Below are 12,148 nucleotides of genomic sequence, written 5' to 3'. Positions count from 1 at the left end.
GCGCGACGCGCCTTGCCGAGTGAACCGATTTTCCGCCATCAAATGATTCAAGCTAGCCTCATCTCGCTCTAGTGCGAGATGAAGGACGCCTGAGCTATCCCAGAACGACATTCGTAATGACAAAGACAAGTTCCATCAGCACCAGCAGTCCGAAGGCAAGCAGACCGTCGCCGCCGAGCGCCACCCGGAAGACCCTCCAGCTCACCGCCAGCGCCCCCAGGATGATGATCAGCAGGAGAAACGAGCCGCTTTCGCCGCCGGTTCCCATGGTCAGCAGCGTTCCCGCCGCCATGACATAGGCAAGCGGCAGGGACAGCCAGTTCGCTGAGACAATGAGGTGTACAAAACGGTCGGCAATGCCGATGGGCCGGGCGACAAGCGCGACGGCGAGAATGCCCAGCGCAATACCGACGGCATCCGACAGGACCGACCGCAGGAAAAAACCCGTCCCGGGCGCCTCATCCGGCACGGTGGCAAGCCGCACCGCCCGTTCCGACAGCCAGAACGTCAGAAAAGCGGGCAGACAATAGGCATAGGCCCAAAAGGACCGCCAGAACCCGCTTGTGGAAAGATCGAGATAGTTCAGGCCTTCCGCCTCGTTGCGCGCCATTTTGACGACACCGGTCACATAGGCGGCGATCTCGTTGATCGAGGGCATTGTCACGGCGCAAACCAGCGTTGCAGGAATTCCTCATAGATGCCGGTCAGTCCCTCAAGGTCGGACAAGGCGACGCGCTCGTCCACCATATGCATGGTCTGGCCGACAAGCCCGAACTCGACGACCGGGCAGTAATCCTTGATGAAGCGGGCGTCGGAGGTCCCCCCGGTTGTCGACAGTTCCGGGCGCTTGCCAGTGCGCGCCTCGACCGCGCCGGCAAGGGTCTCGATAAGCTGTTCGTCGCGGGTCAAGAAGACCGGCGAGGGGCGGTCGCGCCAGGCAAGCGCGTACTCGGCCTTGTCTCGTCCGGGCCTCAAACGCGTATCCGATGCGGCCTCGTCCAACCGCCTTTTGATCTCGGCTTTGAGGCTGTCCGCGGACCAGCTGTCGTTGAAGCGCACATTGAAGGCGGCCGTGGCCTGAGAGGGGATGACATTGACCGCCGGATTGCCGATGTCGATGGTCGTTATTTCAAGGTTCGTCGCGGGAAACGCGTCGCTGCCGTTGTCAAACGCCGGGTTCATCAGGCTCTCGAGCATCGGCATGATGGCCCTGACCGGATTGTCGGCAAGATGCGGATAGGCCGCATGGCCCTGCACGCCGTTGACGGTCAGCGCGCCGCTCATTGAGCCGCGGCGGCCGATCTTGATCATGTCCCCGAGCGCGTCCGGATTGGTCGGCTCGCCGACGATGCAGGCGTCCCATTCTTCGCCGCGATGGGCGGCGAAGGCAAGCAGCTTGTCCGTGCCGTTGATCGCGGGACCCTCCTCGTCGCCGGTGATCAGCAGCGAAACGGAGCCCCGGGGCGCGCCATGGGCGGCGATGTGCCTTGCGACCGCCGCCACGAAGCAGGCGATGCCGCCCTTCATGTCGACGGCGCCGCGCCCGAACAGCATGCCGCCGTCGATCGCGGCTTCGAAAGGCGGATGCGTCCAGTCGTCCATGTTGCCTGGCGGAACGACATCGGTATGGCCGGCGAACATGAGATGCGGCCCGCCGGACCCGAGGCGTGCATAAAGATTTTGAACCGTCGGCGTGCCTGCCTCCTCGAATGCGACGCATTCTACGGCAAAGCCCAGCGGTTCGAGCATGGCCGTCAGCGCGCCCAGCGCGCCGTTATCTGCGGGCGTTACCGAGGCGCAACGCACCAGTGCGGTCAGATTGGCGATCGGATCGGTCATGACGCAAAGCTCTAGACCGATTCACGGCTAAATTGAAGCGTTGGCGGACGGAACCACTTCACAAATTGACATGCGGCGTGATCTGTCGCGGAGCAGCTACTGCTTCGGGCGGTTTCGCCGCTCACCGAAACGGTTTGGCCCGCCGCTTCCGGGCCACACACAAAGGACAAGAACCGTCAGGATTGAAACCGCCGGGACAAAGAGGCAAATGGCGACCGCGCCGGGCACATTCATGTCGTGCAGCCGCTTGATCGCCATGACGACGGTCGACCAGATGGATCCGAGTGCAAAGGTAAATGCGACGAAGCTCCAGAAGACGAAGGCTGTGCTTTCCTCGGGAACCGCCACAAGCCGGTTCCACAGGAAGCCGTTGACCGCGGTCAGAAACAGCAGGCCGAGAAGAAACGGCAGCCGGTCGATGCGACCGGACGGGCTGAAGAAGAACCAGCGCATGGCCGGGGCAGGTGGTTTCGGCAGGGCCTGTTTGTCTTCGCCCACAACTCGCTCTAATCCCTCAGCAGTTCGTTGATGCCGGTCTTGGAGCGCGTCTTTTCGTCGACCCGCTTGACGATCACGGCGCAATAAAGATGCGGCGCCATATTGCCGTTGCCCATCGGCTTGCTTCCGGGCATGGAGCCGGCGACAACGACGCAATACGGCGGCACTTCGCCGTAAAACACGTCGCCGCTTTCGCGATCGACGATCTTGGTCGACTGGCCGATATAGACGCCCATGCCGAGCACCGAGCCTTCCCGCACGATGCAGCCTTCGACCACCTCGGAGCGCGCGCCGATGAAGCAATTGTCCTCGATGACGACGGGTCCCGCCTGCAGCGGCTCCAGCACGCCGCCAATGCCGACTCCGCCGGAAAGATGGACATTCCTGCCGATCTGCGCGCAGGAGCCGACCGTTGCCCAGGTGTCGACCATGGTGCCTTCGCCGACATAGGCGCCGAGATTGACGAAGGACGGCATCAACACGACATTCGGCGCGATATAGGCAGAACGGCGGACCGTGCAGTTGGGAACGGCACGAAAACCGGCCCTTTCGAACTCATGTGTGCTCCAGCCGTCGAATTTGGATGGCACCTTGTCCCACCAGCTGCTTGCCTGGCCCGGGCCGCCCTTGATGACATCCATCGGATTGAGGCGGAACGAAAGAAGAACGGCCTTTTTTAACCATTGATTTACCTTCCAATTGCCGTCCGCGCCCTTTTCGGCCACCCTGACCGTGCCGTGGTCGAGAAGGTTCAGGGCCTCATCGACGGCCTCGCGGATTTGGCCGCGCGTTGCGGTATCCACAGTGTTGCGGTCATCGAAGGCTGCGTCGATGATGGATTCCAGCTCTGCGAGGTCGGGTTCGTTCATGGCCTTGTCCTTGGAGTTATTCCTTAACGGTCACGTTATAGTGTAGGGGGCAGCCATTGTTGCCTGCCGGGAATGTCATATTCTGTGCTACTGCGCCGAATTTGCATGGGCATGTGCGGCGTCGCAGTGGTCCGCACGGACGTGTTGCATGCCGGCTCATGCTCTAAGCGAGGAAGGGCGGGGCGTCAATCGGCACACGGTGCGGCATAGATCCTCGAGTGGAGTGAAAGTAAAGTCATGGGTGCAAAACGCAAGGATGATGTCTGGGATCCGCTGTTCGACAACCGAACGGACAGGATGCGCGCAGCCGGGGTACCGCGGACGCCGCAGACCGAGGCGCCTGCCTACCGGCTTGCCTTTGCCGATGATGATTTCATGTGCCGTGAGGATCTGCGGCCCGTCCGTCTGCAGCTCGAGCTCTTGAAACCGGAAATCCTCCTGAGCGAGCGCGGTATCCGCTCCACGGTGGTCATGTTCGGCGGCGCGCGCATTCCCGAACCCGGCAAGGACCCGTGGGCGGCGCGCAATGACACGCAGCGCAGGAACCTGTCCGCTGCATCCAAATATTATGAGCAAGCCCGCCGCTTCGCAAAGATCTGCTCGCGCCATTCAATGGAGAGCGACAACCGCGAATTTGTTGTCGTGACCGGCGGCGGGCCCGGTGTGATGGAGGCCGGAAATCGCGGCGCCGCGGAGGAATCGGCCGAATCGATCGGCCTCAACATCATCCTGCCGCACGAACAGGCGCCGAACGAATATGTGTCGCCTGAACTGTGCTTCAACTTCCACTATTTCGCCATCCGCAAGATGCATTTCCTGATGCGGGCCAAGGCGATCACGGTGTTCCCCGGCGGCTTCGGCACCATGGACGAGCTGTTCGAATCCCTCACCCTGATCCAGACCGGACGCATGGAGCGGGTGCCGTTCATCCTCTTTGGAGCCGAGTTCTGGCGCAAGGTCATCAATTTCGAGGAACTGGCGGATTTCGGCACGATCTCGCCCGACGATCTCGATCTCATCCGGTTTGTCGAAACCGCGGACGAGGCCTGGGACATGATCGCCGGGCATTACGGGCTTTAAGGCCGCCGCCTGCTGCAATTTGTCCTTTTGCGCCAGGTTTTCCCGGCGCGCTATACAGGTGCCATGACCGGGTCGCGAAAGTCTGTGATGACTGCTTTACGAACGGAAGGCGCCTGTTTCGCCGTTTTGTGCGTGATGGTGCTTGCCGCGCTTTTGCTGCAGCCGGTTTCCGAACTGCGGGCGCAGCAAAGCGGGCTTTCCCTCGTCATCTGCGCGCAGAACGGTGCTGCTCCGGAGCCCGGCCAGCCGGCCGGCGGACACGGCAACTGCCCCTGTCTCGTCGCCTGTGGCACGTTTGCCGGACAAAAACATGCAAAGGCGCTCCATCCGGTTGAGACGCCGCTGTTGCTTCATGCGCAGGCGCTTCTCGACTGGCGGTTCGCGACACATCTTGAAGCCTATGCGCGCGGCGCGGACGGCGCCGTGCGCGCAATAAGAGGACCTCCGTTTTCAGTCTGATCTCAAAATGCCGCCGCTTGCGGTGCAACACGATCTGACACAATGGAGATTCCCATGCGTATTTTTAAGACAATCCTTGCCGCTGCCATGGCAGCAGCCGTTCTTTCCGCCAGCCCCGTTCTTGCCGACGACAAGATGGAGATGAAACCGGCCATGGTGATGGCGGGCGACCTGCATATTTCGGCGCCCTGGACCCGTGCCATGCTTTCGGGACAAAAGGTCGGCGGCGGCTTCCTCATCGTTGAGAACAAGGGCGGTCAGGATGACCGGCTGGTCTCCGTCACGACCCCCAGGACCGACAACACCGAGATTCACGAAATGGCGGTGGTCGACGACGTCATGAAGATGCGGGCCCTGCCGGACGGGCTTGTCATCCCCGCCGGCGAGACGGTTGAGCTGAAGCCCGGCGGCTATCACCTCATGTTCATGGCGGTCCCCGAACCGTTCAAGGAAGGCGAGATGGTGCCGGTGGTCCTGAACTTTGAAAAAGCCGGAAATGTCGAGCTGGTGATGCCGGTCAAACCGGCCGGAACCAAGGCCATGGACCATGGCAAGCACCATCACGGCAAAAAGACCAACTAGAGCCGAGAGGCCGCGGGCCGGCATGGCCGGCCCGTGGTTCACCGCGTATCGATATAGGTCTGCAGGAAGCCGGCGAGATCGTCGGTCACATAGTCGATATGCTCGCCGTCCCTGCCTTCCTCCTCCCAGGTCTCGCCGAGCGCCACATCCATATTGTGCGGCACGATCAGAACGGTGCGCATGCCGAGCGATTTCGGCACGGTCAGATTGCGCGGCAGGTCCTCGAACATGGCGGCGCTGCTGCCGTCGATGCCGTGCAGTGAGACAAAGCGGTTATAGGTCTCCTCCGCCGGTTTGGGCGTCAGATCGGCGGCCAGGATGTCGAAGATCTCGTCAAAATGGTCGAGGATGCCGAGCGCCGTTGCCGTGCGCTCCGCGTGCGCCACGTCGCCGTTGGTGAAGATGAATTTGCGGCCGGGCAGGGTGCGGATCGCTTCGCCGAGCTCCGGATGCGGCTCGATCCACGAATAATCGATGTCGTGCACTTTCTCCAGAAAGTCGTTCGGATCGATGCCGTGCATCTTCATCAGGCCGTTCAGCGTCGTCCCGTAATCCCGGTAGTAGTCTTTCTGCACCTTGCGGGCCTCCTCCCGCGGCAGGTTGAGAAGGTTCTGCACATAGGCCGTCATCTTCCGGTCGATCTGCGAGAAGAGGTCGGTGTGGCGCGGATAAAGCGTGTTGTCGAGATCGAAGACCCAGGCCGTGATGTCGGCAAAGTCCTGGGCGGCGGGCAGGTTTTTCAGCATGGGGTCTTATGGCACGGATGCCGCCATTGCGCATCCGCAAACCCGTTGGCCTGTGAAAATTGCCGTGATAAAGCCGGCTCATGGAACTGTGGATTCCCATCACCATTGCCGCGGCATTTCTGCAAAATATCCGTTCCGCCATGCAAAAGCACCTCAAGGGTGTCATGGGCACGACGGGTGCGACCTTCGTGCGTTTCGGCTTCGGCTTTCCCTTTGCCCTGTGCTTCGTCGCCATCCTGCACTTCGGTTTCGGCATGCCGATGCCGGCCTGGAACGGCACCTTCGTCTTCTGGGCGGTCGTCGGCGCCTTCGCGCAGATCGCCGGCACGCAACTGCTTGTTCACCTGTTCTCGTTCCGGAACTTCACGGTCGGCACGGCCTATTCGCGCACGGAACCGGCGCAGGCGGCGCTGTTCGGCCTGCTGTTCCTGGGCGAGACCGTCAGCATCGGCAGCCTGTTCGCCATCGCGATATCCGTTGTCGGCGTCATGCTGATTTCCGTGGCTCACGGAACGGTCAGCTGGAAAAGCCTGATCACCTCCGTTTTCAGCCGCACGGCGCTGATCGGCCTTGCCTCGGGGGTCGGCTTCGGCATTGCGGCGGTCGCCTACCGTGCGGCGTCGCTGTCGCTCGGCGGGCCGAATTTCATGATGCAGGCGGCCGTTACGCTCGCCTTTGTCATCGTCCTGCAAACGGTGGTGATGCTGGTCTGGATGGTATTGCGCGACCGGGCGGAAATCGCGCGCATCGCGGCCGCCTGGAAGCCGTCGCTGGTCGTCGGTGCGGCAGGCGCGACGGCCTCATTCGGATGGTTCATGGCCATGACGCTGCAGCAGGCGGCCTATGTGAAGGTCCTCGCGCAGGTCGAGATCATATTCACCTTCCTGTCCACGGTGTTCATATTCCGCGAAACGGTCACCCGTATCGAGATCATCGGCACCGTGCTGATCGTCGCCGGCGTCATCATCCTGGTTCTTCTGGCGTAGCGAAGGCCTCTTTCGTTAGCCTTCAGCCAGTTGTGCTTTCAAAAGGTCCTGCAAGTATGCGGCAAGTGCAGATACGTCAAAATGCCCTTTGTCCCAATGTTTATCCGCTTCGGCCAACGCTTCGTAGTATGGTTGTCTATTTTCCCTTATTCGCTCTGGCACAATCTTACTTCCTGGCAGCAATTGACCGTATCTCATGCAGATAAGATAGTAGCATGCTGCACGAGCAGTACGTCCATTCCCTTCCACAAAGGGATGAATCCAGTTTAATCTCCACAGCGCGTATGCTGGCAAAATTGTTGGATGCTCAATAATTGTCCAATTTTCATGAATCACTGACAAAAATTGATCCATAAGATGAGGCACTTCTTTGAAGTGCGGAGGAATGTGCTCGCCGACATATATGGGCTGTTCCCTAAACCGCCCGCCAAATTGGGCAATATTAGAAACAGCGGCATAGTTTAATGCCCACAATGTATACTTATCAAAGCTTTCGATCCCCCGCCGAAGTCCTATCTCGGTACAATTTGTCAGAAGATCGTATTGACGTAGAAGATTCTGCTCCTGAATACGAGCGAAGAACTGCGGGTCGTCCTTCTCTCGAACTGACATCTAGGATCTCAAGATGCCAGTAGAATCGATTTCGAAGCCTTACGCACCGATTCCTTCGTGATAAATTCTGAATCAGGAGAATTGCCGAAGGCAAAACTAATTCGTTGCTCATGCAGCTGTTCTTCAGTTACAGGGCCAGCTTTTTCCAAGAGCTTTTCGATCTCTGGATCGACCGGAACGTCACCAAGAAACTGTTTACGGTCTGCCATCAATCATCTCCACATAGCTCCCACACATGATCCTACGCGTAGCTGCACGGATGACAAGTGCCCGATTTTGCGCCGGATCCGGTTAAGATTTGATTTCGAAAGTGTTCACTTCTTGTTCTACGAGCCACATCTTTCTAAGCTGATCTGCCGAAAACGTCAAATCACATTTTAAAGAACATCCCTACACCATTGCGGCACTTGCAGCGTGGGAGCCAGTCAACATCAGCAGTCACTAACGCACGATCAGCGTACCCGCGCCGTGCTTGGTATAGAGTTCCAGAAGCACCGCATGGGCCGTCTTGCCGTCGAGGATGACAACGCCTTCGACGCCTGCCTTGATGGCATGGATACAGGTCTCCACCTTCGGGATCATGCCGCCCGAGACCGTGCCGTCGGCAATCAGCGCCTTGGCTTCATCCACCGTCAGTTGCTTGATCAGGTTGCCGTCCTGATCGAGCACGCCGGGAACATCGGTCAGGAACAAGAGGCGCGTGGCGTTCAGCGCTCCGGCGATCGCGCCGGCGAATGTATCGGCGTTGATGTTGTAGGTATGGCCGTCGCGCCCCGGAGCGACCGGCGCGATAACCGGGATCATCTCGGATTTCGCCAGCAGGTCGAGCAGCGTGCGGTCCACTTCGACGATATCGCCGACAAAGCCGAGATCGAGAATGCGTTCGATGTTGGAATCCGGGTCGACAACCGTCTTGTGCGCCTTTTCGGCAAACACCATATTGCCGTCCTTGCCGCAAAGACCGATGGCCCATTCGCCCTCGGCATTGATCATCGCCACGATTTCCTTGTTGATGGAGCCCGCCAGCACCATCTCGACGATCTCCACCGTGCGTTCGTCCGTGACCCTGAGGCCCCCTTCGAATTTTGATTCGATACCGATATCGGAAAGCATGCGGCCGATCTGCGGGCCGCCGCCATGCACCACGATCGGGTTGACGCCGGACTGTTTCAGCAGCGCCACATCGCGCGCGAAGGCCTGGCCGAGCTCCGCATCGCCCATGGCGTTGCCGCCATATTTGACGACAATGGTGCAGTCCTCGTAGCGCTGCATGAAGGGCAGGGCCTGGGACAGCAGTTTTGCCTGTTTCTGGCTGTCTTCGCTGTGATCGTGCTGATTGTCGGCCATCGCTGCCTCTTGAAAATTGCGAACGTTCTAGCGGCGAAGGCGTCGAAGGGCAATTGCTGTTGTGCTTTTCATCTGCCTTAAATCCCTGTTGCTGCTTCGAGCAGACCGGCCGCAAAGTCAAAACCGGCAATCCGGTTCCCGACAGATCGCCACCCGGGTTTTGGCATCTATGCCCGTGGCGCTCTTCGGCCAGTTGCGCTTAATATGGATGTTGCAAGCAACCCTTGTAGTTGCAGCGACGCGGTGAACGTCCGTTCGCGCCGATGGCATGAAACAGAAGAAAGGCCGCACCATGAACGCCGAACCGCTCGACAGGAACACCATCATCGGCCTCTTCGCGATGGCGGTCGGCACATTTGTCGTTGCCAACGACTTCACCGCCCTGTCCGTTGCCATTCCGGCGATCGAGAAAACCTTCGGTTCGGACCTGACGACCGCGCAATGGGTCATCAACAGCTACGCCATGGTCTTCGGTGTGGTGATCGTGACCGGCGGACGCCTCGCCGACATTTTCGGACGGCGGCGTATCTTCCTGATCGGGGCGGTCATCTTTGCCGCTGCGTCGGTCATCGGCGGGCTGGCGCCCGACGTCCGCCTGCTGCTTGTCTGCCGCGGCATCATGGGCATCGGCGGTGCGCTGATGTGGCCGGCCGTCCTTGGAATGACCTATGAGATCGTACCCGACACCCGGGCCGGGCTTGCCGGCGGTCTCGTCATCGGCGTCGCCGGCATCGGCAATGCCATGGGACCGCTGATCGGCGGGGCGCTCACCGATACGCTGGGCTGGCAGTGGATCTTCTTCATCAATTTGCCGGTGGCCCTTCTGGGTATCGTCACGGTTCTGCTGGTGGTGCCGCGGGACAAGCCGAGCGGACCGGACGAGCGCATCGACTATGGCGGCACGGTGGCGCTCACGCTCGCATTGTTCGCCTGGCTTCTGGCGCTCGACTGGGGCGTCGATCGCGGCTGGACCGATCCGGTGATCCTGCTGCTCTTTGCCCTGGGTGCCGTGTTCATGATCGGATTTGCCTTCTACGAAAACCGCATGGGCGAAACCGCCCTGGTGCCGCCCGCGGTCATCCGCAACCTTACCTTCGCCATGGCGACCCTGACGACGCTGATGATCGCGGCCGTCTTTTTCGGCGCTTTGCTCTATCTGCCGCAGTTCATGACCAAGAGCCTCGGCTTTACCGCCGTCGGCGCCGGAGCAGGCCTTTTGCCGATGATGCTGACCTTCGCCTTCGTTTCGTTCGTCGCCGGCCGGGTCCACGAGATACTCGGAGCCAAGCTGATCGTGTCGGTCGGCGCCGCCGGGTTGGCCGGCGGCATGTTCCTGCTCTCGGCGATCAACGCCCAATCCACCTACGCGGAACTGGTTCCCGGCATGATCGTGCTCGGCATCGGGATCGGGCTGTTCTATTCGTCGGTGACGACCGCCGGCGTCACGGCGCTCGATCCCTCCCGCGCCAGCCTCGCGGGCGCCATCATCTATATGGCGAATGTCGCCGGCGGGGCGATCGGCCTCGGCCTCAACACTGCGATCGTCGCGACGGCGCCGACGCTGACGGAGGGCATTCGCAGTGCATTTATCGTCAACGGATCGCTGGCGATCCTCGGCCTGCTGATTGCCGTCCTGTTCATCGGCGGCCGCATCGATCCGGGTCGTTTGCGGGACCTGCGCCACCGTCACCGGGCCCATAACTGATTATGTCCCGCCCATCGCTCGCGAAAAGTTCATGCGCAGTTCAACGCGAAAATGGCTATATTATCTGCAACATAGGAGTTGCCCATGAACCGCCGCGCATTTCTGCTTTCCGGCGCTGCCGTCGCCGCGTTTGGCGGCCTTTATGCCTTCAGGCCGTTGCAGGCGCCCGCTGAGGCAAGCGAAGGGACGTTCGAAATCAGCTATAGCGAGGCCGAGTGGCGGGAGCGCTTGAGCCCGGAGCAATTCGCCGTTTTGCGCCAGGAGGCAACCGAGCGCCCCTTTACCAGCCCGCTCCTTTATGAAAAGCGGCAGGGTGTCTACAACTGTGCCGGATGCACGCAGCCGCTCTATGCATCCGAAACGAAATATGACAGCCGCACCGGCTGGCCGAGCTTTTACCAGGCCTTGCCCGATGCCGTCGGCACCAAACGCGACTTCAAGCTGGTCCTGCCGCGCACGGAGGTGCACTGCAGCCGCTGCGGCGGCCATCTCGGTCATATCTTCAGCGACGGACCGCAGCCGACAGGCCTTCGCCACTGCATCAATGGCGTCGCTCTCGCTTTTGAGCCTCAGGCCGCCTGATCGTCTTCCGGTTCCGGCCGGAAGGAGCGCCACAGCGACAGCGCGATGAAGTAAAACGTTGAAAGCACCCACAGCCAGAAGAAAATGGATGAGGCCTTTTGCTCCGTCGTGACATCGGGTGGAATGAGCACCAGCCTCAAGGTCGTCGCGGCCCAAAGCACGGTCATCGGGATCGTCACGCCGCGCCAGTCCGCAACCCGGAACGGGTGGACATATTTGAGCGGCACGAAGGTCAGGACGGCGCAGATCGCGATGACGATCAGGTTGGTCCATGGGCTCGTCTGCAGAATGTGGAAGTAAAGCACGACAACGTTCCACAGCGCCGGAAAGCCCGAGAAGTAGTAATCCGACGTCTTCATGCCCGTATTGGCGAATGTGTAGCAGGACACGGCCATAATCATCGCCGCCGTCACGGTTTCCCAACCCTCCGGCACAAGGCCGAACCAGTAGACCATCATCGCCGGCACGGCCACATAGGTGAAATAGTCGATGACATTGTCGAGGGTCGTGCCGTCAAGCTGCGGCGTGACCTCGCGCACCTTCACCTTGCGCGCCAGCGTCCCGTCGATGCCGTCGACGAAAAGAGCCAGGCCAAGCCACATGAAAACCGCGGTCTTGTCGTTGTCGAGGATGGCGACGAGCGCCAGAAAACCAAGCACGATGCCCGATGCGGTAAAGGCGTGTACCGCCCACGCCATCGCCACCTGTTGCGGTTCATGCTTGTCGCCCATTAGACCGTTTCATTGTTTGTGTGAACCATTTGACCGTGGCGATTTTGGTCTCTGACAAGGCGGGTTGCGCGCCGTGGTGCCACCCCACCACAAGCGCGAGCCAACGCAGTCA

Annotated in this window: 15 protein-coding genes; 6 read left to right on the top strand and 9 right to left on the bottom strand. The window is 60.4% G+C overall.

The features are described from left to right. Positions 1 to 94: 94 nt before the first annotated feature. From AC5E6N_RS19805 to dapD, 4 genes are all read right to left on the bottom strand, one after another. Positions 95 to 664 carry a hypothetical protein gene (locus AC5E6N_RS19805; RefSeq protein ID WP_491749430.1) on the bottom strand — a complete coding sequence of 190 codons (570 nt, stop codon included), beginning with the start codon at positions 662 to 664 and terminating at the stop codon, positions 95 to 97. Further along, positions 661 to 1,839 (bottom strand): succinyl-diaminopimelate desuccinylase, encoded by a 1,179-nt coding sequence (gene dapE / locus AC5E6N_RS19800; protein ID WP_491749429.1) that lies wholly within the window; start codon positions 1,837 to 1,839, stop codon positions 661 to 663. Before dapE ends, AC5E6N_RS19805 begins: the two co-directional genes overlap by 4 nt. Positions 1,840 to 1,935: 96 nt before the next feature. Further along, positions 1,936 to 2,337 (bottom strand): DUF805 domain-containing protein, encoded by a 402-nt coding sequence (locus AC5E6N_RS19795; RefSeq protein ID WP_491691306.1) that lies wholly within the window; start codon positions 2,335 to 2,337, stop codon positions 1,936 to 1,938. Between the two features lie 8 nt (positions 2,338 to 2,345). After that, a complete protein-coding gene (gene dapD, locus AC5E6N_RS19790; protein ID WP_491749428.1) occupies positions 2,346 to 3,206 on the bottom strand; it encodes a 2,3,4,5-tetrahydropyridine-2,6-dicarboxylate N-succinyltransferase in 861 nt (286 codons plus the stop codon). Positions 3,207 to 3,443: 237 nt separating this feature from the next. On the opposite strand from dapD, the gene AC5E6N_RS19785 reads away from it, so the two are divergent. From AC5E6N_RS19785 to AC5E6N_RS19775, 3 genes are all read left to right on the top strand, one after another. Continuing rightward, complete coding sequence (locus AC5E6N_RS19785; RefSeq protein WP_491749427.1) at positions 3,444 to 4,286, top strand: LOG family protein; 843 nt, start codon at positions 3,444 to 3,446, stop codon at positions 4,284 to 4,286. A gap of 87 nt (positions 4,287 to 4,373) precedes the next feature. After that, positions 4,374 to 4,745 carry a hypothetical protein gene (locus AC5E6N_RS19780; RefSeq protein WP_491749426.1) on the top strand — a complete coding sequence of 124 codons (372 nt, stop codon included), beginning with the start codon at positions 4,374 to 4,376 and terminating at the stop codon, positions 4,743 to 4,745. Between the two features lie 54 nt (positions 4,746 to 4,799). Then, the gene (locus tag AC5E6N_RS19775; RefSeq protein ID WP_491749425.1) at positions 4,800 to 5,327 is read left to right on the top strand and encodes a copper chaperone PCu(A)C; all 528 of its coding nucleotides are present in this window, start codon (positions 4,800 to 4,802) and stop codon (positions 5,325 to 5,327) included. Positions 5,328 to 5,365: 38 nt separating this feature from the next. Here the strand turns inward: AC5E6N_RS19775 and AC5E6N_RS19770 are convergent, their stop codons facing one another. After that, positions 5,366 to 6,070, bottom strand: a complete 705-nt coding sequence (locus AC5E6N_RS19770) for a pyrimidine 5'-nucleotidase (RefSeq protein WP_491749431.1) — start codon at positions 6,068 to 6,070, stop codon at positions 5,366 to 5,368. 83 nt (positions 6,071 to 6,153) lie between these two features. Between AC5E6N_RS19770 and AC5E6N_RS19765 the strand changes: the two genes are divergently transcribed. After that, the gene (locus AC5E6N_RS19765) at positions 6,154 to 7,059 is read left to right on the top strand and encodes an EamA family transporter (protein ID WP_491749424.1); all 906 of its coding nucleotides are present in this window, start codon (positions 6,154 to 6,156) and stop codon (positions 7,057 to 7,059) included. Between the two features lie 15 nt (positions 7,060 to 7,074). On the opposite strand, the gene AC5E6N_RS19760 is transcribed toward AC5E6N_RS19765, so the two are convergent. From AC5E6N_RS19760 to argB, 3 genes are all read right to left on the bottom strand, one after another. Continuing rightward, the gene (locus tag AC5E6N_RS19760; RefSeq protein ID WP_491749423.1) at positions 7,075 to 7,671 is read right to left on the bottom strand and encodes a Fic family protein; all 597 of its coding nucleotides are present in this window, start codon (positions 7,669 to 7,671) and stop codon (positions 7,075 to 7,077) included. Positions 7,672 to 7,679: 8 nt separating this feature from the next. Continuing rightward, on the bottom strand, positions 7,680 to 7,880 hold the full coding sequence (locus AC5E6N_RS19755) for a hypothetical protein (RefSeq protein ID WP_491749422.1): 201 nt from the start codon (positions 7,878 to 7,880) through the stop codon (positions 7,680 to 7,682). A 232-nt stretch (positions 7,881 to 8,112) separates the two neighbouring features. Continuing rightward, a complete protein-coding gene (gene argB / locus AC5E6N_RS19750; RefSeq protein WP_491749421.1) occupies positions 8,113 to 9,018 on the bottom strand; it encodes an acetylglutamate kinase in 906 nt (301 codons plus the stop codon). Positions 9,019 to 9,286: 268 nt separating this feature from the next. Here argB and AC5E6N_RS19745 point away from each other — a divergent pair, with 268 nt between their 5' ends. Both AC5E6N_RS19745 and msrB read left to right on the top strand, forming a co-directional pair. Further along, positions 9,287 to 10,723 carry an MFS transporter gene (locus tag AC5E6N_RS19745; protein ID WP_491749420.1) on the top strand — a complete coding sequence of 479 codons (1,437 nt, stop codon included), beginning with the start codon at positions 9,287 to 9,289 and terminating at the stop codon, positions 10,721 to 10,723. Between the two features lie 84 nt (positions 10,724 to 10,807). After that, positions 10,808 to 11,305: a peptide-methionine (R)-S-oxide reductase MsrB gene (msrB, locus tag AC5E6N_RS19740; RefSeq protein WP_491749419.1), complete on the top strand. Its 498-nt coding sequence runs from the start codon at positions 10,808 to 10,810 to the stop codon at positions 11,303 to 11,305. Here msrB and AC5E6N_RS19735 read toward each other — a convergent pair. Continuing rightward, complete coding sequence (locus AC5E6N_RS19735; RefSeq protein ID WP_491691298.1) at positions 11,293 to 12,036, bottom strand: CDP-alcohol phosphatidyltransferase family protein; 744 nt, start codon at positions 12,034 to 12,036, stop codon at positions 11,293 to 11,295. The genes msrB and AC5E6N_RS19735 overlap by 13 nt on opposite strands. Positions 12,037 to 12,148 lie beyond the last annotated feature (112 nt).

It is taken from the genome of Hoeflea sp. (genome assembly GCF_984452065.1).
The sequence above is the reverse complement of the archived record's forward strand: the minus strand, read 5'-3'. Positions and strand labels throughout refer to the sequence as shown.

Excerpts from the sequence above, each read along its gene's own strand:
- argB (WP_491749421.1), bottom strand. The coding sequence starts at position 9,018 with ATGGCCGACAATCAGCACGATCACAGCGAAGACAGCCAGAAACAGGCA.
- AC5E6N_RS19780 (WP_491749426.1), top strand. The coding sequence starts at position 4,374 with ATGACTGCTTTACGAACGGAAGGCGCCTGTTTCGCCGTTTTGTGCGTG.
- AC5E6N_RS19755 (WP_491749422.1), bottom strand. The coding sequence starts at position 7,880 with ATGGCAGACCGTAAACAGTTTCTTGGTGACGTTCCGGTCGATCCAGAG.
- AC5E6N_RS19745 (WP_491749420.1), top strand. The coding sequence starts at position 9,287 with ATGAAACAGAAGAAAGGCCGCACCATGAACGCCGAACCGCTCGACAGG.
- dapD (WP_491749428.1), bottom strand. The coding sequence starts at position 3,206 with ATGAACGAACCCGACCTCGCAGAGCTGGAATCCATCATCGACGCAGCC.
- AC5E6N_RS19765 (WP_491749424.1), top strand. The coding sequence starts at position 6,154 with ATGGAACTGTGGATTCCCATCACCATTGCCGCGGCATTTCTGCAAAAT.
- dapE (WP_491749429.1), bottom strand. The coding sequence starts at position 1,839 with ATGACCGATCCGATCGCCAATCTGACCGCACTGGTGCGTTGCGCCTCG.
- msrB (WP_491749419.1), top strand. The coding sequence starts at position 10,808 with ATGAACCGCCGCGCATTTCTGCTTTCCGGCGCTGCCGTCGCCGCGTTT.
- AC5E6N_RS19760 (WP_491749423.1), bottom strand. The coding sequence starts at position 7,671 with ATGTCAGTTCGAGAGAAGGACGACCCGCAGTTCTTCGCTCGTATTCAG.
- AC5E6N_RS19785 (WP_491749427.1), top strand. The coding sequence starts at position 3,444 with ATGGGTGCAAAACGCAAGGATGATGTCTGGGATCCGCTGTTCGACAAC.
- AC5E6N_RS19775 (WP_491749425.1), top strand. The coding sequence starts at position 4,800 with ATGCGTATTTTTAAGACAATCCTTGCCGCTGCCATGGCAGCAGCCGTT.
- AC5E6N_RS19735 (WP_491691298.1), bottom strand. The coding sequence starts at position 12,036 with ATGGGCGACAAGCATGAACCGCAACAGGTGGCGATGGCGTGGGCGGTA.